This window comes from Mucilaginibacter ginsenosidivorax, from assembly GCF_007971525.1.
GTDB classification, from domain to species: domain Bacteria; phylum Bacteroidota; class Bacteroidia; order Sphingobacteriales; family Sphingobacteriaceae; genus Mucilaginibacter; species Mucilaginibacter ginsenosidivorax.
In genome coordinates, this window is record NZ_CP042437.1 from 4931385 (window position 1) to 4957554 (window position 26170).

Consider the following 26170-nt stretch of genomic DNA (forward strand, 5'->3'; position numbering starts at 1 on the left):
TTGTGCTAAAGGGGGGCAAATGGGCGAGGCTCGCGGAAAACCAGATTCTTAAGAGCGCTTTTTGTGAGGGCTCTTAAGAATCTGAGTCGATGCATTTAGATGAGAAAATAGTATATTCACAAATCACGTCTGACAACTTATAAAACCAACCAACTGTCAGATCAAATAGTGGCTATTACATTTTATTTGACCTACAAATTTGCAGTTGCAATCCATCCGCCAGGAATAGAAAGCAACTTAACTACTCCCCCATTTGTGCTAATAGTGTATGACGAAACGGAGTTGTTAATTTTTTCTCCTGATGCAGGTGTGATTGTTATATTATGGGCGGCTGCAGTGAATGTTTCGTCCGTAACAATCAATTGATAACCATAATTCGTTTTACTGTTGGTTGGCCCTGCCTCAACTAACGGAAGCGTGATCGTGATTGCAATTGAGGAAGTTGTTACGCCCAATACATCTTCGGTAAGAGCCACAGCATAATTTGCTGTGACAGCAACACGTTTTAAGACTTTTGATGCTGCTATTTGAGTTGATGCGTATATTGAATGCTTGATTTTGCCAAAACAAATTTTATTTGCGCCGGTAACGGAACTATCTATAAACCATGGCCTGTATTCTGCATTTGTTGTTGGTGAGTCAAACTTAACATCGGTAAAATCAAGATCGTCGAGCAGTAAACTTCCAACAGCAGCGTTTTGCATTAATATTCCCGCAGGCATCTTAGTCCCAACGGACGAGAATTTATAATTGTTTATTAGACCAGAAATGAATGTACCGACCGCCTGTATAGTAATTCCTGTATTCTGACCAATTATATTAGATCCGCTTAGTAATCCATGTCGAATGTTTATATCCTGCCAATTTATATCCCAATTACCGTGTTGAATACTTATCCCGTAGTAGATATTATGGCCCGCAGTATCTAAAACTCCGTCTCCATTTATCCTTATGTTTTTCAGGTTCAATATTGTTCTTGGTATTAGCGAGTTTGCCCCGTTCGTGGTATCATAATCTGAATTTGTAAAATACATAGCTGACCCTAGGCCAGATCCCGATGTCACATTGATACCAACAGTATTTATTACGAGCCCGTCGATATATATATTGGGAAAACCTTGAGAAGTTACCGCACCTCCATTAGATAAAAAAGTTCGGCCTATTTCCAAATAAGTACAATTTTTAATATACATCGATGCACCAGGATACACTCCATTTCTTACCGCTTTCCAACCTTTATGCTCATCTTGAGCGGTAAGTTGTGTATTCTCGTAGCGACAATTTTCAAAACAAATTTTCTGTTTGTCGATTTCTATGAATTTAACAACTGTTCCGTCTGCATGAGAAACGCCTGCGGTAGCGTTTAATCCTCGTGTAATGAATAAGGTATTTGATCCGGAATAATTATAATAACAAACTTCACTGTCCATAATGAGAAACCCATTATTGGCAACATTTGTTGGAAATGCCGCTATGACCAATGCTGTTGAACTATTGTCAATTCCTGAACCACTCGAAATTGTAGTTTTAGGAGCCCCCGCAGATGTATATGCAGGCGCGTTTTGGTTTGTTTGATAATATCCGGTAGTATAGGCATTTTTTATCAAACAATCTTTTACCTGCGCGTTGAATAATGCATCAATCTCAATTCCTACATCTCCTGAAAACTCGCCTACGCACCGTTCAAGTAAAACACGGTTTCCGTAGCCACAATTACCGATTAGAAAATTTTGGCATGAATATGCATTTGGAGCCAGCTGATTTGTTGTATGATATAGATCCCTGAATATAATATTGTCGATAAAGTATTCCGGGCCGTTACTGGCGGCAATCACGGCAAACCCAGCTGCTCCCCCGAACATATTTACCCTTTCAATAGTTATATTTTGAGCATATACGGCTCCTGAATATCCACCTAATCCCTGTGACGAGGACGTATTTGAAATGATGCTGATCGCCCCTCTTCTTGTTGTTGCCTTATCAAAATGAAGGGTAGATGGAATTGTTTCTAATGGGACATTAATCACATCGATGTCGGAAACATTTAGTGTATCAACATTTATATTGTAACCAACAACGCCCAATGCCCCCATACCAATAATAGTATGTTGGCGACACGCTCCTTGTAAAGTATCTCCCGTCGCTATCGATTCGCCGGATACGAGAAATACCTCAATAGCTGTAGTGCTTCCGGCTTTTAATCTATAACTACGAAGGTTTCCGGCCGCTGTTCCTGTATTAATATATGGTAAGAATAGTGCTCCCGTTGGAAAGAAATTACTATTATTACCAACGTCTATAGTTACCCATGCCGATGTTCCCGAACCTCCGGTTACTACCGTCGTGTTCGGTAAAATAGCAGCGCCGTCAATGTTATTAACATCGATATCAAATTGTTTAATTGTGATATTTTGGTACAGGTTGACAGATGCTACGCTAACAGGAGAAATAAAATCAAAAGCACGGGATACATTCCTGCTAAGTTTAAGAGTTGTTGTTTTTTTTCCATCGCCCATGATAGTTATTCCGGTCGCATTTACAGGAAGAGTAAGAGCGCCTGCATTATATTTATTAAGAAAAAATATTCCTGTACCAAGCATTACCACGCCATTACCATTCACAGCATTAATGGCATTCTGTATTGCGTCATAACAGTCGGTTGTACCATCACCTATGGCTCCAAACCATGAAGCATATACCGTATTATAAGCATAAACACGCCTGAAGCATCCTCCGGCTGTAGACGAGATAATAGTACCAATGTTCTCAACACTCGTATCCGAAGGATTGTAGTAGAATATCCCTTGTTTACCCGCTTCGGTTAAGCAATACTCAATTGTTGAACTGGGAGTGGCAATGGCTTGCATTGCAGCAACAGACGAAACTATCATATGTCAAAATGTTTATATTGGTTATTATAATAATAAAGATAAAGCTTATTTAATAAGAAGCTAAGTGTTTAAAAAAAATATCGTTTTTTTTTAACCCGCCTTTGTTGGTATTCCTTGCCCGCGCTTTAGTCGCGTTGTCCTCAAACAAATTCGTCACCCGTTATTAAGTCGTGGAAAGCTCATTTTAGCGCAGGTCTTGTGTATGGGGCTTTGAGCGATGGGTGACCTGTGCTTCACGAGTGTCGTAAAATAAGTCACAAGTGATCCCCTCGCGGGCAACCGCACAACACTTGCGCAAAGGGGCTTTGGGGGGCCGCCAGAGTTTCAACGCTCGGCATTTGCTATGTATTGCTCGTAAAGGGCTTTTAAATTTCGTTATGTAAATAATTAAACATTATTCTTGAAGAAATTTAAACAGGCTCCATATATTTAAGAAATTTTATCACATGAAATTCCTGAACTTGCCCGTTAGCGCTTTATTGATTATCATTTTATTGACTATTATTGGGAGTAGTTGTAAAAAAACTTCGTCAGCAATTGATAAAGCCCCGATAGATAACACGATAAGCCATAACCTAATTTTAGGTACTTGGCATTCAGTTAGTAAAGTTCCGGATTATCCCGAGAAATATTTTGGGCCCAACAACTTCTATTATGAAGATATAGGTAACCCTTACGGTCCCAGTTTCCATTTGAGCAGCTATTATTGGGGTACCAACGATACCTTAATTATAGGGCCTGTCAAGGTCAAGGTAATGAAGTTGACTTCAGATTCATTGGTGTATGCATTTGATACTCATAGTAAATCGATATATCGGTACTATAATAAACATTTACCTTTTATCGACTCATCGGGTAATTTATCTGCTATCTCCGGTGCCGATTATCCCGGTTACGGTGGTGATGGCGGGTCTGCAGAAAAAGCCCAGATAAACGGCCCGGCAGGATTAGCTATCGATAAATCTGGCAATATTTATTTCTTCGATGGAGGTAATGCATGTATGAGAGAAATTACAGCAATTGATAAAACAATATACACAATAGCTGGTCAAGCATTTACTGCTGGGGGAATCAATTTTGGAGATGATAATTTACCAGCTTTATCAACACGCTTAAACAGTTACAGTTATTCTGTAACCATCGATAAATACAATAACATCTATTTCTTGCAGTATGATGTTACTGATTTCAACAATGTTCTGTATAAACTCTCTTCTGCCGATCATAAATGTCATATTATTTGTGGTAAATTAAAAGGATATTCAGGCGATGGGGGAGCTGCTTCCAAAGCAGCAACAACCTGGATGGGGTCTATGATTAGTGACTCTGAAGGAAATATTTATATTTCCGATCAGTTGGCAACCAGGATAAGGAAAATATCAGCATCAGATGGAACCATATCTGCCTTTGCGGGTAATGGTACAGCCGGTTACGATGGTGATGGCGGAGACGCTAAAAACGCATCTATTGCTGTGGGAGCAATGGCCTTGGATAATGAAGGCAACCTTCTATTAGCCAATGATAATGACCTGCATAGCGGGTATATCCGTAAAATAAACTTTAAAACGGGTATCATCACAACTATTGCTGGAACGGGGAAAAACGCTTATGCAGGAGATGGCGTAGACGCAAGGCAAGCAAGTTTTACTGTTATTTCCTCGATAATCGTTAATAAAAAAGGAGATATATTTATCTCAGAAACATCTAATTCCAGTAATAGAATAAGAAAGATAACCGCCTTAACTAATATAATTAAAACAATTGCGGGCAACAAGTATCCCACATACTCCGGTGGCGGCAATTATCTCACCCTCAAATCATTTTCACCTACTGTAATTGCATTTGATCCTAACGAGAACTTAATAATCAGCGATTATTTCAATAATAAAATCTTTAAAATAACATATAATTAACTTAAAGCCCGTTTGAAAATCTATTATAACAGCTAACGAGTTTGTTGAAGACAACTCCAATATATCAAAAAGCCTCTGTTTTTTTATATATTAATTGTAGTTACGTGTAAATCAAATTCAGCCACTCCGCCTTTGTTGGTATTCCTTGCCCGCACTTTGTTGGAATTGTCTCCAACAAACTTGTTATCCCTTATTAAATCGCACAAGATGGTACACTTCTTTCGCCGTCATTTTAAAATCGGATTAGTGGATTTGTAATACCCTATGATATTGGTATCGCCGAAGTAATAAAAAAGCAGTAACACGGTTTAATGAAATAACCGCCGGTGACGAAGTTGTTGGAGACAACTTCATCAACGTAAGCGGGTTTTACATGTATTTTCTTCCATGTATTAAATTCGTTGAGAAAGTTGTTTTTTTACTTTATCCCCGCGTAAGGGATAGCAGCGAATACCGGCCCGCGCCTAATGCCTGAAGCAGTATAAGTGAATAGCCCGACCCCGCGTCTACCAGCGGGGTTACGCCATAATAATTGTTACCTGCATAGCTCATTGAACCCCTACCTTCCCCAAGGAAGGAATCGCACGGGGCTTTGCTTTGGATGGTGAGGGATGATTGCTTAGCATGGTTTAGATGCAGGGCGTACAAGATTTCTCTTTCGCGCCCACGCTTCTGGCCTTTCCTCGCTCTATCGAAATGACAAATTTTTCTTTTTAAATCCTGTCAATCCTGCAAAATCTTGAAAACGGCGCAGCCCTCTTGAGCACCTTTAAAAAACTAATAACCGGCGAAAAATCGTGTTAAATGCCCAGTACCTGCTTCAACTTCACATACCCCGTTTTACTTACCGGGATTTTAGCTCCGGATTTTAAAATAGCCAAATGCGCGTCCTTTTCATAAGGGTCAATGCGGGTGATTTGGGTGATGGCGATGATGTACGAGCGGTGCACGCGGACGAACTGCCTTGGGTCGAGGGTTTGTTCGAAGAAGCTCATGGTTTTGTTTTTGAGGTATGAGCCTTCTTTGGTGATAACGGATACGTAGTCGTCGTCGGCCATGAGGTATTCAACGTCGGCAACGGGGATAATTTTTACTTTGGTGCCGGTTTTTACCACAATGCGCTCGTTTTGGGCGGGCGAGTGAGCGGCCACGGCATCCAGCAGTTCTTCGGTATGTTTGGGGGCGTGTTTTTCGGGGGTGCTGGCCAGGTATTTTTCTACCGCTTTATTAAAGCGCTCTTTGCTGAAGGGTTTCATGAGGTAATCAACCGCGTGGGCTTCAAAGGCTTTAATGGCGTACTCGTCAAAAGCGGTAGTGAAAATAACGGCGGGCGGGTTTTCTACCAGTTCAAGCATTTCAAAACCGTTGATCTTGGGCATCTGCACATCTAAAAATATCAGGTCGGGCTGGTGTTGCTGTATGGCTTTAAGGCCTTCAAAACCATCGTTACATTCCTGTATCAGCTCAATATCTTTAAAATTTTGCAGGTATTCCATTACAACCATGCGGGCTAATGGCTCGTCGTCAATAATCAGGGCGCGCTTCATACTTGTGGTACTTTTATAATGGTTGTAAATATATTATCATTTGCGTAAGTTTCCATAAGGTCGTTACGGGCAAATAACAAATATAAACGGCGCTGCACCCCGCGCAAGCCAAAACCGGTACCTTTTTTGGGCCTGCTGGTTTGCGGATCGTAGGGGTTTTGCACCATCACTACCAAATAATGATCCTCCATTTCGCCGCGGATGCTTACGGTAACCTCGCCAGTGGTATCGTACAGGCCAAATTTAATGGCATTTTCAACCAGTGGCTGCAGCAGCATGGAGGGCAGCAGGGCGGCGCCACAGCGCGGATCGCAACTAATCTCGGTTTGCAGGCGGTGGCCAAAGCGTACTTTTTCAATATCCAGGTATAAATTCAGGTGGGCCAGCTCGTCGCTGAGGGGAACCTGTTGCTGATCGTCCTTTTTTAGCGTGCCGCGCAAAAAGTCGGACAGCTGGTGTATCATCGTACGGGCCAAATCGGGTTTAAAGCCAATGAGCGCGTTAATGGAGTTGAGGCTGTTAAACAAAAAGTGCGGCTGCAATTGCTGGCGCAGGTTGTATAGTTCGGCATCACGGGCCAGCTGCTCGGCCTCGGTTTTGCGTTTCATGGTTTCGCGCTGATCCAGCTGCGAGTACCACAACAAGCTGATCATGGCCATCCAGCCCACGGCCAAAAAGTTGATAAAAAAGCGGATGGTTAAGGACTGAATAACAAAGTTAACAAAGATGGCATCGGTATTAAGCAGCGGCAGCAAATACCGGCAGCCCGCGGCGCAAATGCCCGCAAGCGCCACCACCCATATAAACAGGTTAATATAGCTGCCCTTGCCCGGCTGGTAGTAACGCAGGTTATTGTTGATAAGCCAGCAGGCGCCCGCCAGCAGCACAGCGCTAAGCAGGCCATCAATAGTTGAGGTGAACCACAAAAAACCAAAACTATGGATAATATACGTTTGCAGCGCCGCCCAGCCGAAGCCACAGGCCACAAACGCACCGTATAATTTTGAAGCTTTTAAATTTGGTATGGCCAATGTTTTTTGTCGTTTTGTTAATTTACTTTATAATCTTTTGTCATTTCGAACGAGGTACGAGGAGAAATCTTAAACATTATGCAATCCGAAGATGATTGTTGATGCATGGCGCATAAGATTTCTCTTTCGCCCTCCCGCTCAAGTCCCCACTGCTCTATCGAAATGACAATTTTCTTTTATTTTAAATCTTCTTTCACTCACCACTCACCATTCACTAACTCAATTCCTCACCCCCAGCAACGCTGCCTTATGATGCGCCCAGGCGATGTACAGATCGGCGTCGGGTGTTTCGTGTATGTTGTAATATAGCTCGGTACCGTCGGCAGGTTCGCTGATGCGGTTAAGTTCGGCCACATCAATAAATTGCCATTTAACGGTTTGGCGTTCAATATTTTTAAAGCTATCCTGATTGGCATGGCCAATCTTGTTAGCCTTTTCAAAGGCGTTCAGCTCGGTTTCGGCGCTGATTAGCCGCAACTGCTCATCAAATTGCGCCTGATGGTCGCCATCACCGCTTATCACCCTGAAAACTAATTTTGCTACGTACCAGTTCATGATTAGAAGCCCCTCTAAATCTCTCCTGAAGGGGGAGATTTTTGTTTTGTTTATAGATAATTATTTAACTGTCATTTCGAACGAGGTACGAGGAGAAATCTTATACGCCGTGCAATTCGACGATGCTTGTTGATGTAGGGCATACAAGATTTTTCGCTACGCTCAAGAGATAGTTTCTCTTTCGCCCTCTCCGCTCATGCCCCCGCTGCTCTATCGAAATGACATTTTCTTTATTTTCAAAGTCTTAACTCTTGATTCTTGCCTCTTGATTCTCTTCTCAATAACTCCTGATATCCACCCCGGCAAAAATCGATACTCCTTTTAGTACCAGTATTTTGCCGTTAACGTTTGATGCTGTGCTGCGGATGCGTTTATCGTCTACACTGGCAAAAACCGCGGCCAGATCTGATACTACCTGCCAGTTGGATGGCACGATGATTTTGGTGCCGCCAAAAATCTGGGTAATATCCAGGTATACACGGCCATCAATATCGGCCTGGGTAAAGTCGAGCTCGGCCCCACCAAAGATGTTAACGATATCGCCGCCCTTAAAATTTTTGCTCAGGATGGTTTTATTAACCCCGCCGAAGATGGATACGGTATCCAGGTAATCGTCGCCGTTATGGTGGCCAAAAGGCGGCGTATCTTGCGGCGGTATGTTGGCATCGGCCGCGGCGGGTTCGCCTGATGGTGGTATTTCGCCGCCATCTTTTACGGTGTAGTCAACAATCGGGTCTTCCATTTTACCAAAATCGAACTTAGGTTTCTCGGTTCTTTTGCCCCAGTTGGCAGGGTCGGCAAAATCTTTTTCCCATTTGGTTTTGTATTTACCAGTAACAGGATCATGGCTTTTGCCGCGCCTTACAATAAGCCACATACCAAAGGCTATAATGGCGATGGGCCATACAATGCGGTCAGAATCGTTTATATTGTTGATGATAAACAACACCACGCCGATGGCGATGAGCATGGGGCCGGATGATTTTTGAAAATTATGTTTGGCGCCTACATACAGGCCCCAGGCCACCAACCACAGCGGCCAAAGTTCCAATGAGTCCGGGAGAAAGAATAGGCTAAATTGTTTTAGTAATAATATTGCTCCTACAACAAGCAATATTATCCCGGCCATGGCTTTGCCTCGGTTTGGGTTTTGCGGAGAATTTATATCGTTGTTCATTTGTTCAGTTGCATTTTAAATCATATCCCAAAACTAAGGTAACATTATACATGTGCCAAACAAATACTGGCGATATATTTAAAGTAATCGGTAAGGGGGGAAGTTTTGTCGGTGAAAAAGTTGGGGGTAGGGGTATTGCTATTACGAAGGCCCGGTTTGTAACGGCTGGTAAAACAAATTATACTAATTTTAGCCATCTGAAATTATCACGTTGAACAAAGAATATACAATTGGCCTGCGCCGGAAGCTTTTGATGTTTATCGTTTCGGTTGCTATTTTGGCTACCGGTGTTTATTTGTATGCTTCGGCAGCGCCTGCCGATAAAACACTACATGCAGTAGTTGCTATGTTGCTTTGCCTGCTGGCTGTTTACTTGTTGTGTTATTACATACGCAAAAAGGTGACAATCACCCAAACGCACATCATTTTCCAGGGTGCCTTAACCCGGACCGAGCTCCTGAAATCAGACATCGGGGGTTATAAAATAGATAAAGATAACCTCATTTTTGTGGCAAGGCCTCCGGGTAAAATGTTGTATATCAGCAGATGTAATGCCCTTGTTAATTATGCTGAGTTGTTGGAGTTTGCCGCGAATTTTAAAAATATCGACGCCAAACATTACCAGAACGAGTTTGATACCATGCTGCACGACGAGGCCATCGGTAGTACACCGAAAGAGCGGAAACAAAAGATACAAGCAGCCAAAAAACTCTGCACCGTTATTAATTATGCTGGTATTGGCGTTGCCATATACGAATTTGTTTCTGTTGATGTGTTCCGATATGCTTTAATAGCCGGACTGGTATTCCCTTTGCTGGTAATATGCTTGTTTTATGCAAAGCGCAACCTTCTCACATTTAATAGTTATACAGGCGAAGGTTCTGCTTACCCAAACTTAACCAACGCGCTCATAGCGCCGGTATTGGGCATGTTGTTAAAAGCAATAAAAGGCTGGCACATATTGAGTTATACTGTCATCATTTGGCCTGCTGTTGCCATAGCCATAGTTTTATTAATGCTGTTTATTTTTATACTAAATGATGCAAATATTAAAACCCGCAGTAACCAGGTTAGCCTGGCCCACATAGTTTTTTTTATTTTCTTGTATAGTACCATTGCAACAATCAACATCAACTGCGAATTTGACAACTCCGATGCCTTGGTTTATAAGACGACTGTAATCGACAAGCGATACACCACGGGCAAAAACGCCGCCCAATACATCACCATTGATAAGTGCGGCCCGCTGCAACAGCCTACCGAGATTACTATAGGCAAATCATTTTATGAGGCAGTGCATCTTAATGAAACTATTAGGTTACATGCTAAGCCGGGACTGCTACACATTCCCTGGTTTTACGTATCGCAATAATTTGCCTAAGTAGCGTAAGGGTATCAATCGAGTGCTCAAAGTATCTTAACGGGATATGATAACCAGATGCCTTGGGGCTTTGCCAGGTACATAATGCCCGGGTCGCAAGGCCCGCCAGATCCCCCCGGTGTTACTATTTGATTACTGCCGCCCGAACCTGCGCTTGCCGGCAATGGCAAAAACAGAGGTTGCCAGGATGCCGACGACAAAAAATATTAGGATGATGTTCATTTGGGCGGGCAGGTAAGTCATGCCGATACCGGTGAGCAAGGCTATGGCGGCGTTGATGAGCATAAGGTTGCCTACCCAGTTGCACAGGCCGTTAACGTCGCTCACCAGGTTTTCGTCGAACCCGGATATCAGGCTGGCTTTCTTTTTATATTTTATCTGGTAGCCAAATAATAGCATCACCAGGGCTATTGTGCCAAAAACACAGAGGTTAAGCATATGGGTATATATTACATCAGTTCGCCATCTTTATGCTCATGATAGGTTTTATAGGCCAGGTAATAAAGCACAAGGGCGGGCAAGGCGTTTAATAATATGTTTACGGCGTTTATATCGGGATAGGTCATGAATACCTGTATAATTAGCAACACCAGGGCTACGGAGCCACCTATAATAAAAAGGTTACGGAATTTGGGATTCATGGGCGGGTAAATGTATTAAAATGAATATTCAACCATTTATTAAACGCAAAAGCTTAATAAATGGTTGAATATATTTATAGCGATTTGATGTTATTTATCGCTTTAGTTCGTATTTGGCAGGGGCATCGGGTATTTTTTTAAATACGGTGGCTGCCAAAGGCGGTATGGTAATGTTAATGGAGTTATCCTTGCCGTGCCATTTTTCGGCATCGGCAGTAACCGGGTGATAATTAATGATGCCGCTACCCCAAAGGTTTTGGGCATCTGAGTTAAATATCTCCTGCCATTTACCGCCTGCGGGTACGCCAATGCGGTAGTTATAACGCGGTACCGGGGTCATGTTCAGGATAATTACCAGGTCGTCGGCACGGCTGTGGCCCATACGACCGTAAACCAGTATCGAGTCGTTGGCGTTGCCTCCGTCTATCCACTCAAAGCCTGTAAAATCAAAGGCTTTTTCGTACAGTGCAGGCTCATCTTTATACAGTTGGTTAAGCGCCTTTACGGTTGCCGCCATGCCCTGGTGGTTAGGGTATTGCATTACATGCCATGGTAACGATTGGCTGTAGTTCCACTCGTCGCCCTGGCCAAACTCGGCCCCCATAAATAATAGTTTGGTGCCGGGGTGCGTAAACATGTAGCTGTACATTAAGCGCAGGTTGGCAAATTGCTGCCACTCGTCGCCTGGCATTTTACGCAGCATGCTGCCTTTGCCGTATACTACCTCATCGTGCGAGAAAGGCAGCATAAAGTTTTCTGTAAAGGCGTATATGGTACTAAAGGTGATCTCGTTATGATGATACTTACGGTGGATAGGGTCTTCATGGAAATAATCGATGGTATCGTGCATCCAGCCCATCATCCATTTCATCCCAAAACCTAAGCCACCCAAATAAACCGGGCGGCTAACACCCGTAAACGAGGTAGACTCTTCGGCAATGGTTTGGGTTGATGGGAAATGGCTGTAAACGGCCTCGTTAAACTCTTTCAGGAACGAGATAGCTTCCAGGTTTTCGTTACCGCCATAAATGTTTGCCTCCCACTCGCCATGCTTGCGCGAGTAATCAAGATAAAGCATTGATGCTACGGCATCTACCCGTAAACCATCGGCATGGTACCTATCCAGCCAAAACAGCGCGTTACTAATCAGGAATGCCCTAACCTCGTTACGGCCATAGTTAAATATGTACGATTTCCAATCCGGGTGGAAGCCTTTGCGGATATCTTCATGCTCGTACAGGTGCGTACCATCAAATTTATACAAGGCGTGAATATCGCCCGGGAAATGCGATGGTACCCAATCCAATATCACCCCGATGCCTGCTTTGTGAAACTCCTCGATCAGGAACATCAGTTCCTGCGGCGAACCATAACGGGAAGCCGCAGCAAAGTATCCCGATATTTGGTAACCCCAGCTCGGGTAATACGGGTGCTCCATAATAGGCATAAACTCTACATGGGTAAAGCCCATATCTTTAACATAAGGCACCAGCTTATGTGCCAGTTCGGTATAAGTTAAAAACTGATCGGGGCTTTCGGGGCTGCGGGCCCATGAACCCAGATGCACTTCGTAAACGCTGTAAGGTTTGTCAAGCGCGTTATGCTCGTGGCGGTTGGCCATCCAGTCGCCATCGGTCCATTCGTAAAAGGTGTCAACAACTATAGATGCCGTGCTTGGCGGCACTTCCCAGCGCAAGGCAAACGGATCGGCCTTTTCCAGGTCTTCGCCGGTTGATGATTTGATATAATATTTATAGGTTTCGCCTACGCCAATATTCGGGATAAACCCCTCCCATATGCCGGATGAATCCCAACGGGCATTTAAACTATGCGAACCGCGGTTCCAGCCGTTAAAGTTTGCTATAACCGATACATACTGCGCGTTTGGCGCCCAAACCGCAAAGTAGGTACCCACCACGCCCTGAAACTCCACCACATGCGAGCCAAACTTTTCATACAACTTAAAGTGCTTACCCGATTTAAATAAACTGATATCAAAATCGGTAAAGCGGCTATAGGGTTCAACTGCTTTTAATATTACAGGAGGTGTAGCCTGAACAGCTTCGGCAACTTTTGCTTTAACCGTTTTGGGTTTAGAAGCAACGGCTTTTTCGACCGGTGCGGCTTTTGCCTTACCTGCTTTTTTTGCGGTGGCCGCAACTGGCTCAGATTCGGCTTTGGCAGTTTTAGCTTTAGAAGTTTTTTCTGTTGCTGGTTTTGCTTTGGCTGCTTTTTTTTCTTTTACAGGCTTTTCTTCCGGTATCGGGGTGTCGGTTGTCTTTGTTTTTTTGGCCATGATATAGATACCTGTCAGGATTTGTAAGGATAACCCAAATTACAGGATTGAGTTTGGTTTATATAAATCAAATATAACAGGATTATGACATTATGCGGGATTTACGGGATTTATTTTTGAATGCAGGCAAGAATCAGGAAATAAGAAGTAACAGGTTATTAAAAAGTGCAGTATTGCATAAAGCATAAAAAAGCCGCCTTTTTTGGGGCGGCTTTAACTTTGTTATTTTGATATTTCTATCTGCTTAAACTTTTTACTGTATTTAAACTCCATGGTGCCATCATCGTTGAGGATGAAATCGGTTACAGTTTTACCGTCGACCACTATTTTGTGCGGTTTAAACGGCAAGCCTATAACGTTAAAATGGTAACCTTCATAGCGTGGGGTATATAGCCCTTCCATGCTTTGATCTATAATCAGTTTTTTTGAATTACCATTCACCACAAATTTTTTCTCGAGGTAAATATCCTGTTCGTAGGCAAAAGTTTCGCCGTAATCTTCAAACAGGAAAGAGTTTACTTCGTAATCGGTATAGTAAACATTCAGTTTAACTTCTTCAATTTCTTTTTCGCCTATGTATTGCATTACCGGGTATTCGGGTATTACCGATCCGGCTTTTACAAACAGCGGCATGGTTTGCAAAGGCGTATCAACGGTAATTTCTTTGCCGCCTTCAAGTACTTCAAAGGTCCAATAGTTAAACCATTTGCCTTTTGGCAGGTACACGTTACGGCGTATTTGGCCTGGCTCCATTACCGGGCAAACCAAAATTTTATCGCCATAGGTAAACTCATCCTGGCGGAAGTGATTTAACAACACATCCTGCTCATGCATTACCACTGGCCTTAAAATAGGGAACCCGTAACGATGGTGCTCCCAAAAAGTAGAGTATAAGTAGGGGATAAGCCTGTAACGCAGCTCGATAAACTTACGGTTGATTTCGGTAAACGGCTCACCAAAGCTCCATGGTTCACGCTCTTTAGTATCGCCTGCCGAGTGTGCCCGCATAAACGGCGAAAAAGTACCCAGCTGTATCCAGCGGGTAAACAGTTCGCCATCAGGCTCGCCGCTAAAACCACCTATATCTGTACCGCAAAAAGGAATGCCCGATACTGATAGGCGCTGGCATTGAATATTACCTAATTTAAGGTGCTCCCATGAGGCCACGTTATCGCCCGTCCATACGGATGAGTAACGCTGTACGCCCGAATAACCCGCCCTGGTTATAGTAAAAGGGCGTTTATTTTTCATGATTTTACGCAAACCTTCATAGGTTGAGCGTACCATTTGCATACCATAAACATTGTGCGCCTTACGGTGCGATCCACGGTGCCCATCGTATTGATGACGAACATCATCGGGGAAAGTACCTGCTCCAAACACGGCAGGCTCGTTCATATCATTCCAAACACCGGCTACACCCATCTCTACCAGCTCGTCAAACAAGCCTCCCCACCATTCGCGTACTTCGGGATTGGTAAAATCAGGAAACTGGCAACGGCCCGGCCATACGTGGCCCTCCATAAAGTAATCGTCGCTGCGGCGGCAAAAATATCTTTTCTCTTTACCTTCTTTAAATACCCAGTAATTATCATCAACGCGAATGCCCGGATCAATTATTACTACAGTTTTAAAGCCATCTGCGGCCAGTTCGCTAATCATCTTCTTCGGATCGGGAAAGTATTTCCGGTTCCAGGTGAAGCAGCGGTAGCCATCCATATAGTCGATATCTAAATAGATACCATCGCAAGGAATCTTGTTTTCGCGGAAGCCTTTGGCAATTTTACGCACTTTGGCTTCGGGGTAATAACTCCAGCGGCACTGGTGATAACCCAGTGCCCAAAGTGGCGGCATAGGGTGCGTTCCGGTTAAAATGTGGTAGCTTTTTACCACATCCATCATATGCGGGCCGTGGATATAATAGTACTGCAGTTCGCCGCCATCAGCCCAAAAACTGGTTTTGGTTTTATCTTCGGCACCAAAATCAAACTGTGCTTTAAAGGTATTGTCAAAAAATATACCGTGTGCTATACCTTCATTTACGCTGATATAAAAAGGGATGCTGCGATAAAGCGGATCCTGGTTCCAGGCAAAAGAGTAGGCGTCGGTGTTCCAGTTCTTCAGCCTTTTGCCGCGCAGGTTAAGCTCGGTAGGCTTATCGCCCAGGCCAAAAAAGCTTTCGTCTTTAGCGCAGGTTTTGGTACAAAATACGTAATAACCGCCAAACTGTACATTCTCTTCCCAGTGCATAGGCACGGCATCTGAACTGGTTACGTGGTTGTTGCTATCAGAAAACGAAATGAAAAAATCCTTTTTGCGGATATGGCAATTTATCGATTTAGTTGCTACACGAAACTCGTTATCATCCTCGTACAGCGTAAAGGCTGCAGCTTTATGCTCCAGCTTAGGCACGGCGTATGAGAATTCTTCAAGGAAAACGCTGTGGGGCGCCAATCTTACACGAATAATATCGTCGGTAACAACAACAACTTCTACTTTGGCATCGCCATCGGTAAAGTAAAATTTATTGCCTATCTGGTCGGCATGATTTGGTACGCCAAGGTATTTTTTGATGATGGGTTTTATGCCATCGGCGGGATTATTAAGGTGATGAAACTCCTCTTCCTCTTCTTCTTCCAGCAAGTTTTTAATTTCAACTATCTTACTGGTTAGCTCTTCCGGATTGGGTGTGTTACTTTCCATTCAAATTATTTAACGGGGTTTCTGCAAATATGTATAATGTGTACTTACTACGCAATATACAACATTTGATTTGAGGAAAAATCATTAACTATAATAGTTTTTAACGTTTTCTTCAATTTGAGGCTCCTATTATTTGAATTTTCTTACCATCCTGTACAAAAAACACCGATATGGCTGCGATAAACATAAATACCCCGCCCATAATTAAACCGTAAATCGACTCGCTATTAAACAAATGTTTGATAATAAGGCTGCTGGTAAGGCTGCTTACAATTTGTGGGAAAGTGATAAAAAAATTGAACAAGCCCATGTAAATCCCGATTTTTTTAGCTGGTATCGAGCTTGATAATATGGCATAAGGCATGGCCAGTATACTGCCCCAGGCCAAACCTATACCTACCATAGGCAGCAACAAAAGGTAGTGGTTTTGAATAAAAAATATTGATATCAGGCCCAGTCCGCCCATTGCCAGCGAAAAAGCATGCGTTGCTTTACGGCTCAGTTTTTTTACAATAAAAGGCAACGATAAGGCGTATAATGCCGATACCCCGTTATAAACACCAAACATAATGCCTACCCAGCTGCTGGCATCATTAAACGATTTTGAGGTAGTATCGTTATCGGCCAGGTGATAAACGTGTGTAGCGATGGCAGGAGTTGTCCATACCCACATAGAAAACAGCGCAAACCACGAGAAAAATTGCACCACACCTAATTGCTTCATGGTTTTTGGCATGTGCACCAAATCGTTTATAAACTCCATAAAGCCGCTTCGTTTGGTGGTTTCTATATCCGGCTCATGAAATTTGGCGTATTCTTCGGGTGGGTATTCTTTGGTTTTTATAACCGTCCATAATATACAGCCGATTAGGATTAAGCCACCTGCGTAAAAAGAGTAAAGCAGGTTATTAGGTACAATACCAGGGGCAGCATCTGATTTTACTTTAAACCAATTGGTTAAAATGGATGGCAATACCGAACCCACAATGGCACCTACACCTATTAAACAAGTCTGCATCGAAAAGCCGGCCGTATGCTGACTATCGGGCAGGTTATCGGCAACCAATGCCCTGAATGGCTCCATAGCAACGTTAAAGGATGCATCCATCAGCATCAGCATACCGGCGCCAACAATTATGGGCGGTATTAAAAATGCCAGCCCGGATGAGTTGGGCAAAAAGCAAAGCGCCAGGCCCGACAGCAAAGCCCCGGTTAAAAAATAGGGGCGACGACGACCCAAACGGTTCCATGTACGATCGCTGTAATGCCCGATAATTGGCTGAATGATCATCCCCGTAAGCGGGGCTGCCAGCCAAAAAAACGACAAATTACCTACATCGGCGCCAAAGGTTTGCAATATGCGGCTTGCATACCCGGTTTGCAGCGCGAAGCCAAACTGGATACCCAAAAAGCCAAAGCTCATGTTCCAGATTTGCCAGAAACTTAATCTTGGCTTTTGTAATACTTTATTCATCACGTTGGTTTATTGGTTCAATATTCAGAATCAGAATTTGCAGAATTAAAGGATTCTCAGAATGACTTTTGGTTTGATTACACTCTCTACCTGTCATCCTGAGGTACGAAGGATCTGTTCGCCGATAGAAAAGTTTGCGAATAGATGCTTCGTACCTCAGCATGACAGTGGGATAAGTGCTATCTTGCTGTGCTCCCTAATGATTCTTTTTAGTTATTTCTATTCTGCTAATTCTTTAATTCTGCAAATTCTGATTCAGACGACTTTAAAACTCCAGCATCAACCCGCTACTGGCCCCTACAGTTACTTCAACACCATTTTTTATATCACTGGTGCCGAACTTACTGCCGCTGAGCAGGTCGGTAAATTGTTGTTTGCCGTTTATGTTTAGTTTGTGTAACAGGTCATCCGGAAATTTTACGCTTAATTTGCGGGCATCCCGGTTAAAATTGGTTATCACTAATATACGCTGATTATTGGTATAACGCAGGTATATGTACATTTTAGTATCAAAACCCGGCTGATGTTCGTTAGCCATCATCAATTCATAAAAAGCGCCGGTTTTAATGGCTTCGCTATTGTGCACGGCATTAAACAGGGTACTATAAAAGCCGCGCAGCTTTTTCTGATCATCAGACAGTTTACCGCCATCATAAGCGCCGCCGTTAAGCCATTTCTGGTGTTCGGGAACGCCCCAATAGTCAAATATCGAACTGCGGCCATCGTTCCCGCTAAAGCCTTCACTACCTGCTCCGGGTTCGCCAACTTCCTGGCCAAAGTAAATCATTACCGGCCCGGTATTTAGTGTTGCTGTGATAATCATACCCGGCACAGCCAGCCACGGGTTGCCTGCAAAATCTGGCGACGCAATGCGTTGCTCGTCATGGTTTTCCATAAAGCGCAGCATGTGCTGGTCTATGCCTTTGCTATCATGGTTCCACACGGCGTTTATTCCCCATGTATTGGTATGGTAATCGTTGCGGGTTAAATTCCTGATGGTATCGTACAAACCAACCTTATCGTACAGGTAATCAAAATGGCCTTTAAATATATAATCGCTGTATTTGCCTTTATCATAAGCTTCGCCGATGAAAACAATGCCTGGATGTTCGGCCTTCATTTTCGGGATTACCCAGGCCCAGAATTCGATGGGTACCATTTCTACCATATCGCAGCGAAAACCGTCGACACCTTTGGCGGTCCAGTATTTTAAAATATCATAAACCTTGTTCCAAAGCGGCGGTATCAGGTCGAAATGGCCGCGGCGATGATCCATGTAATCAACACCATAATTTAGCTTCATCGTCTCGAACCAATCATTGATAGATGGTGATGCGCTGAAAACGTCGTTACCTGTTGCCTTAGCCGGGTTTTCGTCGAATTTGCCGTCCTTAAGCGGGCTTTTAAATTCATCTCCGCCCGGATTATACCCGACGGGAACCGTAAATGGCTGCCCCGGCATGTAGTAAAAATCGTTTTGCGGGCTAAAGCCTTTGCTTTTATCATCATCCTGCCCAAAATCGCGTACGCCGGCCGGTTTTACATCCGATGCATAAGTACGGGCCACGTGGTTAGGCACCAGGTCCATCAATACTTTTAGCCCATTGCTGTGGGTACGTTTAATTAAGTCTTGGTACTCACCAACGCGATTTTTCACATCTACAGCCAAATCCGGGTCGATATCATAGTAATCTTTTATAGCATATGGCGAACCAGCCCTGCCCTTCACAATATCCGGATCGTCGGCCTTAATGCCATAAGCCGAATAATCAGTCATGGTGGCATGCTCAATCACGCCGGTATACCAAACATAGGTAAAGCCCATTTTTTTTATCTCTTGCAGGGCTTTATCGTTAATATCGTTCAGCTTGCCAACGCCATTCTCTTCAATTGAGCCATTGGTTTTGTTCAGCGTTTTGGTATTGCCAAACAGGCGAGGTAACAGTTGGTATATGATCAGCTTATGGTTGGCTGTGGTTTGTTCCATTTTTGTTTTTTTGGGGTGATGTTTTTGTGCATAACTGGCATTAGCAAGCAATAATATCATTAAAACAAGTATCTGCTTATTTTTCATAAAGATATTTTGCTTAAATGTACTTTGGATAAAATTTCGCCCGCACGTGGATTTGAAAAAAAGAAAAGGGCAGCTAAAAAAGCATTGGCCAGTGCGATTCCCCTCTTGAGAGGGGTGGAGGGGTGTGTTAATAGTCCGCTTGTGAACGCTTGCAAACACACCCCTGCAGCCGCACAATCCTTCGCGCGCGCTCTCGAGAGGGGGACATTTAATAAAAAAGAGATAACCAAGTTTTTCATTACGCCTCAACCAATAACTCATCGTTGGCCTTTACCAACTGATCTTTACCATAAACAAATACTGTTGTCGCCACATCAGATAGATTTTTGATCTGCACGCCTTCCTTGCTTACCTTGATATTTAACAAAGCGCCACGGAAACCGATATGGAACGAAAAAGATGCCCATTTTTCGGGAATAAACGGTTGAAACAGCAGTTTGCCATCCCTCACGCGCATACCGCCAAAGCCTTCCACAACAGCCATCCATGTGCCGGCCATCGAGGTGATATGGCAGCCATCTTCGGTATCGTTGTTGTAATCGTCCAGATCCAAACGGGCTGTGCGCAGGTAAAATTCGTAAGCACGCGCCTCATCACCCAATTTGGCGGCTAAAATAGCGTGCACACATGGCGATAATGATGACTCATGCACCGTGCGTGGTTCATAGTAATCAAAGTTTCTGCGGATGGTATCTATATCGTAATCATCTTCAAAAAAGTAAATACCCTGCAATACGTCGGCCTGTTTAATGTAGCAGGAGCGCAGTATTCTGTCCCAGCTCCATTTCTGGTTCAACGGGCGATCTGTAGCCGGCAAATCTTTTACTAATATCTGCTCTTTATCCAGGTAACCGTCCTGCTGTAAAAATATGCCTTGTTTCTCGTCATGCCCCAGGTACATATTTTCGACAATATGGCCAAAACGACTAAACTCTGTGGCTTCATCCAGACCGATCCTGGCCGCAAGGGCATCGTATTTAGCCTTATTGGCAATTTTAACTTTCCCGGCAACTTCCATGGTATATTTCATACACCAAACTGCCAGCATGCTGGTATACCAGTTGTTGTTTACGTTATTCTCGTACTCGTTTGGCCCGGTTACACCAAGCATTACATACTGTTGCTTATCCTGCGACCAGCTTACCCGTTGCGACCAGAACCTGGCTATTGCTATCAGTACTTCAAAACCATAATCGGCCAGGTAGGCTTCATCTGCGGTATAGCGCACGTAGTTAAAAATAGCATAGGCAATGGCACCATTACGATGAATTTCCTCGAAAGTGATCTCCCACTCGTTATGGCATTCGGTACCATCCATGGTAACCATGGGATATAATGCGGCGCCGTTTTTAAAACCTAATAAAGCTGCATTTTCGATAGCCTTGCCTAATTGTTTATAACGGTAAAGCAACAGGTTGCGGGTAACCTTTTGCGGCGCTGTGGCAAGGTAAAAAGGTACACAATAAGCCTCGGTGTCCCAATAGGTTGAGCCTCCGTATTTTTCGCCGGTAAAACCTTTTGGGCCAATATTCAGGCGATCGTCTTCGCCGGTGTAGGTCTGGTTAAGCTGAAAGATATTAAAGCGGATAGCCTGCTGAGCGGATTCATCACCTTCGATAATGATATCGTTATGCTTCCATTTTTCGGCCCAGGCAGCGGCTTGTTCGGCCAGCATGGTGTCAAAGCCTTTAAGGCTGATGCGATCTAAAGTAGCTGTCAACGAGGCAACCAGGGCTTCTGGTTTATGATTTTGCGACGACAGGTTTGCAATATATTTAATAATGCTGATGCTTTGGCCTTGTTGTGCCTGTAATTCGATTTTTGATGCTATGTATTTTTCTTTCGATATCGTTTCTGTTTTTGGTTGAATGGTTTCGCCATTTTGCGAAATACTGAATTTCATGCCGGTTGCTACTTCAAAACCGGTTTTTTTGGTGCGCATTACTATGTAGCCACCACCGGGTTGGTTGGCTTTACCCAGTTCGTCCCAAAACTTTTCATCATAGTTGGAGTCTTTGTTCACTACATCACCATCAATGGCCGGGGTAATGGTAATAGTGCCGCTAAAGTTTAAAGGCGTAATAGCATAATGTATAGCCGCAGTTTCATCATCAACCATGCTGCAAAAGCGGCAGGCTTCAACCGATACTTCTTTGCCAGATGCGGTTTTGGCTGTAAAGGTACGTTTCAGATAGCCTTCCTTCATGTTCAATTCACGGCGGAAGCTGGTAACATTGCATTTGGCCAAATCCAGTTGTTCGCCATCTAAAACAATATCAATAATTGTCCAGTTAGCGGCGTTCAGCACTTTGGCAAAGTACTCGGGGTAGCCATTTTTCCACCAGCCTACACGGGTTTTATCGGGATAGTAAACCCCGGCAACATAGTTGCCCGGCAGGGTTTCGCCGCTGTAGGCTTCCTCAAAGTTGGCCCGCTGGCCCATGCGGCCATTACCCAAACTAAATATGCTTTCAGATACCTGGTGATGATGTGCATCAAAGCCCTCTTCGATTATCTTCCACTCATCAACTTTAATATAATTTTTCATAACAATTCATTAAGCCCCTCTAAATCTCCCCTAAAGGGGAGACTTTTAAAGCCCTACCCTTTAGGGGAGGGTTTGGGTGGGGCTTCTTATAATTTAAATAATTTATCTAACGTCATTTTATCTAACCCACTGATTACCAAATCGGCATCCAGTACCCCGGGCTGGCCTATGCCAACCACTTTCATACCGCCGGCTTTAGCAGCCTCTACCCCGGCAATGGCATCTTCAAACACCACGCATTCTTCGGGCGCAACACTTAAGGCTTTCGCGCCTTCTAAAAAAACTTCAGGATCGGGTTTGGCTTTGCTTACTTTGTTACCGTCAATAACTGCATCGAAAAGATTGGTAATACCAATTTTGTTAAGGATGGTCATCGAGTTTTTACTGGCCGAACCTAAGGCTATTTTGATACCTGCTTTGCGGCATACCTCTACAAACTCCTTTGCTCCGGGCAGTATTTCATCCGGTTTCATCTGGTTAACCATTTCCATGTACCAGGTATTTTTTTGGGTGGCTAAAACCTCTTGCTCTTCGGCAGTTTTGGTTACGCCTCCCCAGCCTAAAATAAGCTCAAGCGAGCGTACTCTGCTTACGCCTTTGAGCTGTTCGTTCTGGTGCTCTGTAAAATCGAACCCTAATGAGTTGGCCAATCTTTTCCAGGCTTTGTAGTGATAAACGGCTGTATCAACGATTACACCATCCAGATCGAAAATACATGCTTTAATATTGTTCATTGTAACTTTTTAGATACGCGGCTCAAAGCCACTAAGATATAATTTTTAATGAGTACCGCCGGGTAATATTTCGAGTACCAAAGCGGTTTTGCCAGGTATGTTCACCTGCGCCAGGTCAACAGGCTCGTCAGTTATCACGTTACGGGCCTTTTTGGCATCACCAATTCGTTCAAAATACCGGTCAGTTGTGGTAGATTGATCCTTATCGCTGCTGTTGAAAATAATCATTACCGTTTTGGCAGCATCATACCTGAAGTATACATAAATCCCTTTTTCGGGTACAAACTGCATCATTTTACCGGTTTGCAGTGCGGTTGTGCCTTTGCGGTATTTGGCCAGCTTGCTTACATAGTTAAAGGCCTCGTTTTCTTTTTTGCTGCGGCCGTCGGCGGTAAACTTGTTCTCTTTATCGCCTTTCCAGCCACCTGCAAAATCCTCGCGTACCAATCCATCCGGATCGCTGTAGTTTTTCATCAGTATCTCGTCGCCATAATATAACTGCGGAACGCCGCGCATGGTCAACAACATGGCCATGGCCGATTTGTACTTGGTAAAATCCTCTTTTACCATAGATAGCAGGCGACTCATATCATGGTTATCCATAAATATAGTATTGCGGGTTGCATCCTGGTATAAAAAATCCTGCGCTATAACCGAGTAGAGGCGGCCAACGCCGTCCGTCCAGCCATCGTTGCCGTTAATGGCTTCATAAATAGCATCCTTTAATACGCCATCGGTTACGCCTGGCAAGTGGGTATCCATGCCGCGGTTAACGGTGTTACCCTGTGTAAAAAAGGCCTGGTTTGCCGCCGACCATACCAGGGTTTCGCCAAAAATGGAAAGCTTCGGAAACTCGGCCTTAACATCCTGCGCCCATTTGGCCATATATGCCGGATCATTGTAAGGGTAAGTATCTAAGCGAAAACCATCAATACCGGCATACTCCACCCACCAAATGTGATTTTGGGTAAGATAGTTTTGTACATAAATGTTATTCTGGTTCATATCGGCCATCCGATGATCAAACCATCCATCGGCCATCAGTTTCCTATCCATAGGCGACGCATGCGGGTCCATCACCGCGGCATCCCTAAAGTTTGATTTGGTGTATTTGGGCCACTGATGTACCCAGCTTTTCATCGGCATATCCAAAATGGTATAGCCTTCGGTACCGGCATGATTGTGCACCAGGTCTTTAATTACCTTTAAGCCCATGCTGTGGCATTTTTCAACAAATTTTTTGTACAACTCGTTGGTGCCATAGCGGGGGTCTATTTTATAATAATCGGTAACGGCGTAGCCATGGTATGATGCATGCGGTTCGTCGTTTTCAATTTCGGGGGTCATCCAGATAGCAGTAACGCCTAAGGCTTTTAAATAATCAAGGTGGTTCATCACTCCCTGGATATCACCGCCGTGGCGGCTGTACATCGAATCGCGGTGAACGCCTTTCTCGCGCATATTATCAAATGAGTCGTTGCTTTCATCACCGTTGCTGAAACGATCGGGCATGATAAGATATATCAAATCTTTGTTGGTTACACCCTGTATGCGACCAGCAGATTTGTCGCGTTTATTAAGCGTATATTGATAAACCAGGTCCTTTTGACCGGCCTTTGTAAATTTTATCGGGAACGTTCCCGGAACTACTGAAGAAAAAAGCTGCAGATCGAGGAATAAATAATTTGAGTTTTCAACTTTATGTACTGCTTTTAGCTTTACGCCAGGGTAATTAAGTACTACATTACGGCCTGCAATGTTATTGCCATGTACTATTAATTGCAGGTTAGGGTTGCTCATGCCTACCCACCATGACATGGGCTCAATGCGCTCTAAAGCAGGCATTTGCGCCGATGCGCCTAATGCAAGCGCAAGGCTGCATAAGGCAAAAAGTAAAGTTTTCTTCATATTATATAACAGGTCAAAAAAATGTAATTGGCTACGGCTCGCTGTCAAGCACTATCCGCGTTTCAAATTTATAATAAAAATGATTTGTTGTATGGAAATTTTAATAATTATTGAAGTAGAGATAATCAGTTAAAAAAATGAAAACGTTATTTGGATTAATTATAAATAAAGATCATCTTTGCAATGTTATATGATTACACAACTTACTCAAACAACTCACTGGACCGATGTTTTTAAAACAACAAAAGGAGCCATTTATCAATGCGATGCAGAGCGTTGCTGGTATGTTGACTTTGCAGGTAAAGTTGCCAGATTTGATTACCGTTGTTTGCTAAAACTACGTAAGTCTGTTTATCATATAGATATTGAACATGCCCTTCTTAATACCGCCAAAGATCCGGATGTAGAGATTATTTTTATTTGCGCATGTGATCATTGTTACGTTTTAACGCTAATACAAATCATCGCCCTGAAAGAACTGCTGGAAGGTACTTTTGTAATGCTGGAACTAAACCGTATTCTAAACGATAAATTAGTTATCAGTCAGTAGTTAACCGGCTATTTCCCTTTGCTGGTATTGTATATTTCATATGTAGCTTTTACCCAAACTAAGTACAGCTACATACGGTTATCTATTTAGATTAAATTCATATTAACTTTATATTGAACAATATAAAGTTATAGCGTTATTATTGTATAACATCCTGCTTTAAACAAATAATAACCTATTCAATTTAACTCATCATGAAAGATTTACTTCGCATAAAGAGCCTCATTTCTGCCGAGATTGAAGGACTATTAAATCAGCAAGTTAAAAAAGAAGCATACTCATCATCTGTGTACCTATCAATGGCATCCTGGTGTAACCGTAATGGCTACGATTTTTCGGCCGATTACTTTTTTAAACAAGCCGAAGAGGAAAGAACGCACCAGTTAAAATTTTTTAAATACATCCTTGATATGGGAGGCAATTCCTTATCGCCCGAGGTTAGCGGCATTAAACAGGAATACAACTCGTTCCGTGAAGTATTTGAGGAAGCTTTGGACCAGGAGATTAGCGTTACCAATTCTATTAAAAACATTTATGCCCGCTGCATGAAAGAGCAGGATTTTGTAACGATGGAGTTTTTAAACTGGTTCCTGAAAGAACAACGGGAAGAAGAATACAAGGCCCGCCGTGCCCTTGAACTGTTTGAAGTGATTGGCGAAGAAGGTACAGGCCGCTGGCAAATTGACAAACAGGTTGGCGAAATAAAATATAATAGCGAAGCGTAAAGCCTCACCATACCCTCTCTAA

19 protein-coding genes are annotated in these 26170 nt (G+C 43.4%); 4 read left to right on the top strand and 15 right to left on the bottom strand.

Annotation, left to right across the window (positions count from 1 at the left end; all coding sequences use genetic code 11):
- Positions 1–191: 191 nt before the first annotated feature.
- Entirely contained in the window at positions 192–2891 is a 2700-nt protein-coding gene (locus tag FSB76_RS20700; protein WP_147056699.1) for a hypothetical protein, read from the bottom strand.
- Between the two features lie 446 nt (positions 2892–3337).
- On the opposite strand from FSB76_RS20700, the gene FSB76_RS20705 reads away from it, so the two are divergent.
- Positions 3338–4804, top strand: a complete 1467-nt coding sequence (locus tag FSB76_RS20705; protein ID WP_147056701.1) for an NHL domain-containing protein — start codon at positions 3338–3340, stop codon at positions 4802–4804.
- A gap of 423 nt (positions 4805–5227) precedes the next feature.
- Here FSB76_RS20705 and FSB76_RS32725 read toward each other — a convergent pair whose 3' ends face one another.
- The 5 genes from FSB76_RS32725 to FSB76_RS20725 form a co-directional block, all read right to left on the bottom strand.
- The gene (locus FSB76_RS32725; protein ID WP_262713484.1) at positions 5228–5356 is read right to left on the bottom strand and encodes a hypothetical protein; all 129 of its coding nucleotides are present in this window, start codon (positions 5354–5356) and stop codon (positions 5228–5230) included.
- Positions 5357–5604: 248 nt separating this feature from the next.
- Positions 5605–6351, bottom strand: a complete 747-nt coding sequence (locus tag FSB76_RS20710) for a LytR/AlgR family response regulator transcription factor (protein WP_147056703.1) — start codon at positions 6349–6351, stop codon at positions 5605–5607.
- On the bottom strand, positions 6348–7382 hold the full coding sequence (locus FSB76_RS20715; RefSeq protein ID WP_225976260.1) for a sensor histidine kinase: 1035 nt from the start codon (positions 7380–7382) through the stop codon (positions 6348–6350). Before FSB76_RS20715 ends, FSB76_RS20710 begins: the two co-directional genes overlap by 4 nt.
- Positions 7383–7601: 219 nt before the next feature.
- On the bottom strand, positions 7602–7937 hold the full coding sequence (locus FSB76_RS20720) for a DUF4288 domain-containing protein (RefSeq protein WP_147056705.1): 336 nt from the start codon (positions 7935–7937) through the stop codon (positions 7602–7604).
- A 277-nt stretch (positions 7938–8214) separates the two neighbouring features.
- Positions 8215–9114, bottom strand: coding sequence for a LiaF transmembrane domain-containing protein (locus tag FSB76_RS20725; RefSeq protein WP_147056707.1), 900 nt, complete (start codon positions 9112–9114; stop codon positions 8215–8217).
- Between the two features lie 211 nt (positions 9115–9325).
- On the opposite strand from FSB76_RS20725, the gene FSB76_RS20730 reads away from it, so the two are divergent.
- Positions 9326–10486, top strand: a complete 1161-nt coding sequence (locus FSB76_RS20730; protein ID WP_147056709.1) for a hypothetical protein — start codon at positions 9326–9328, stop codon at positions 10484–10486.
- A 141-nt stretch (positions 10487–10627) separates the two neighbouring features.
- Here FSB76_RS20730 and FSB76_RS20735 read toward each other — a convergent pair whose 3' ends face one another.
- The 9 genes from FSB76_RS20735 to FSB76_RS20775 form a co-directional block, all read right to left on the bottom strand.
- Positions 10628–10933: a DUF3784 domain-containing protein gene (locus tag FSB76_RS20735; RefSeq protein WP_147056711.1), complete on the bottom strand. Its 306-nt coding sequence runs from the start codon at positions 10931–10933 to the stop codon at positions 10628–10630.
- A gap of 11 nt (positions 10934–10944) precedes the next feature.
- Entirely contained in the window at positions 10945–11136 is a 192-nt protein-coding gene (locus tag FSB76_RS20740) for a hypothetical protein (protein WP_090644396.1), read from the bottom strand.
- Positions 11137–11230: 94 nt separating this feature from the next.
- Entirely contained in the window at positions 11231–13432 is a 2202-nt protein-coding gene (glgB, locus tag FSB76_RS20745) for a 1,4-alpha-glucan branching protein GlgB (protein WP_147056713.1), read from the bottom strand.
- Positions 13433–13654: 222 nt separating this feature from the next.
- Positions 13655–16135: a glycoside hydrolase family 31 protein gene (locus FSB76_RS20750; RefSeq protein ID WP_147056715.1), complete on the bottom strand. Its 2481-nt coding sequence runs from the start codon at positions 16133–16135 to the stop codon at positions 13655–13657.
- A gap of 112 nt (positions 16136–16247) precedes the next feature.
- A complete protein-coding gene (locus FSB76_RS20755; protein WP_147056716.1) occupies positions 16248–17609 on the bottom strand; it encodes an MFS transporter in 1362 nt (453 codons plus the stop codon).
- Positions 17610–17874: 265 nt separating this feature from the next.
- Positions 17875–19683, bottom strand: coding sequence for an alpha-amylase family glycosyl hydrolase (locus FSB76_RS20760; RefSeq protein ID WP_225976261.1), 1809 nt, complete (start codon positions 19681–19683; stop codon positions 17875–17877).
- A 238-nt stretch (positions 19684–19921) separates the two neighbouring features.
- Positions 19922–22231 carry a glycoside hydrolase family 65 protein gene (locus FSB76_RS20765; protein WP_147056718.1) on the bottom strand — a complete coding sequence of 770 codons (2310 nt, stop codon included), beginning with the start codon at positions 22229–22231 and terminating at the stop codon, positions 19922–19924.
- Between the two features lie 86 nt (positions 22232–22317).
- Positions 22318–22965: a beta-phosphoglucomutase gene (gene pgmB, locus FSB76_RS20770; protein WP_147056720.1), complete on the bottom strand. Its 648-nt coding sequence runs from the start codon at positions 22963–22965 to the stop codon at positions 22318–22320.
- A gap of 45 nt (positions 22966–23010) precedes the next feature.
- Positions 23011–24873 (bottom strand): glycoside hydrolase family 13 protein, encoded by a 1863-nt coding sequence (locus tag FSB76_RS20775; RefSeq protein WP_147056723.1) that lies wholly within the window; start codon positions 24871–24873, stop codon positions 23011–23013.
- A gap of 190 nt (positions 24874–25063) precedes the next feature.
- On the opposite strand from FSB76_RS20775, the gene FSB76_RS20780 reads away from it, so the two are divergent.
- Together FSB76_RS20780 and FSB76_RS20785 are read left to right on the top strand one after the other, a co-directional pair.
- Complete coding sequence (locus tag FSB76_RS20780) at positions 25064–25423, top strand: hypothetical protein (RefSeq protein ID WP_147056725.1); 360 nt, start codon at positions 25064–25066, stop codon at positions 25421–25423.
- Between the two features lie 194 nt (positions 25424–25617).
- On the top strand, positions 25618–26148 hold the full coding sequence (locus tag FSB76_RS20785; RefSeq protein ID WP_147056728.1) for a ferritin: 531 nt from the start codon (positions 25618–25620) through the stop codon (positions 26146–26148).
- The last annotated feature ends 22 nt before the right edge of the window (positions 26149–26170 follow it).

Coding starts and splice junctions, on each gene's coding strand:
- FSB76_RS32725 (WP_262713484.1), bottom strand. CDS start 5,356: ATGAGCTATGCAGGTAACAATTATTATGGCGTAACCCCGCTGGTAGAC.
- FSB76_RS20750 (WP_147056715.1), bottom strand. CDS start 16,135: ATGGAAAGTAACACACCCAATCCGGAAGAGCTAACCAGTAAGATAGTT.
- FSB76_RS20700 (WP_147056699.1), bottom strand. CDS start 2,891: ATGATAGTTTCGTCTGTTGCTGCAATGCAAGCCATTGCCACTCCCAGT.
- FSB76_RS20720 (WP_147056705.1), bottom strand. CDS start 7,937: ATGAACTGGTACGTAGCAAAATTAGTTTTCAGGGTGATAAGCGGTGAT.
- FSB76_RS20725 (WP_147056707.1), bottom strand. CDS start 9,114: ATGAACAACGATATAAATTCTCCGCAAAACCCAAACCGAGGCAAAGCC.
- FSB76_RS20710 (WP_147056703.1), bottom strand. CDS start 6,351: ATGAAGCGCGCCCTGATTATTGACGACGAGCCATTAGCCCGCATGGTT.
- FSB76_RS20785 (WP_147056728.1), top strand. CDS start 25,618: ATGAAAGATTTACTTCGCATAAAGAGCCTCATTTCTGCCGAGATTGAA.
- pgmB (WP_147056720.1), bottom strand. CDS start 22,965: ATGAACAATATTAAAGCATGTATTTTCGATCTGGATGGTGTAATCGTT.
- FSB76_RS20740 (WP_090644396.1), bottom strand. CDS start 11,136: ATGAATCCCAAATTCCGTAACCTTTTTATTATAGGTGGCTCCGTAGCC.
- glgB (WP_147056713.1), bottom strand. CDS start 13,432: ATGGCCAAAAAAACAAAGACAACCGACACCCCGATACCGGAAGAAAAG.
- FSB76_RS20760 (WP_225976261.1), bottom strand. CDS start 19,683: ATGAAAAATAAGCAGATACTTGTTTTAATGATATTATTGCTTGCTAAT.
- FSB76_RS20775 (WP_147056723.1), bottom strand. CDS start 24,873: ATGAAGAAAACTTTACTTTTTGCCTTATGCAGCCTTGCGCTTGCATTA.
- FSB76_RS20735 (WP_147056711.1), bottom strand. CDS start 10,933: ATGCTTAACCTCTGTGTTTTTGGCACAATAGCCCTGGTGATGCTATTA.
- FSB76_RS20755 (WP_147056716.1), bottom strand. CDS start 17,609: ATGAATAAAGTATTACAAAAGCCAAGATTAAGTTTCTGGCAAATCTGG.
- FSB76_RS20765 (WP_147056718.1), bottom strand. CDS start 22,231: ATGAAAAATTATATTAAAGTTGATGAGTGGAAGATAATCGAAGAGGGC.
- FSB76_RS20780 (WP_147056725.1), top strand. CDS start 25,064: ATGATTACACAACTTACTCAAACAACTCACTGGACCGATGTTTTTAAA.
- FSB76_RS20705 (WP_147056701.1), top strand. CDS start 3,338: ATGAAATTCCTGAACTTGCCCGTTAGCGCTTTATTGATTATCATTTTA.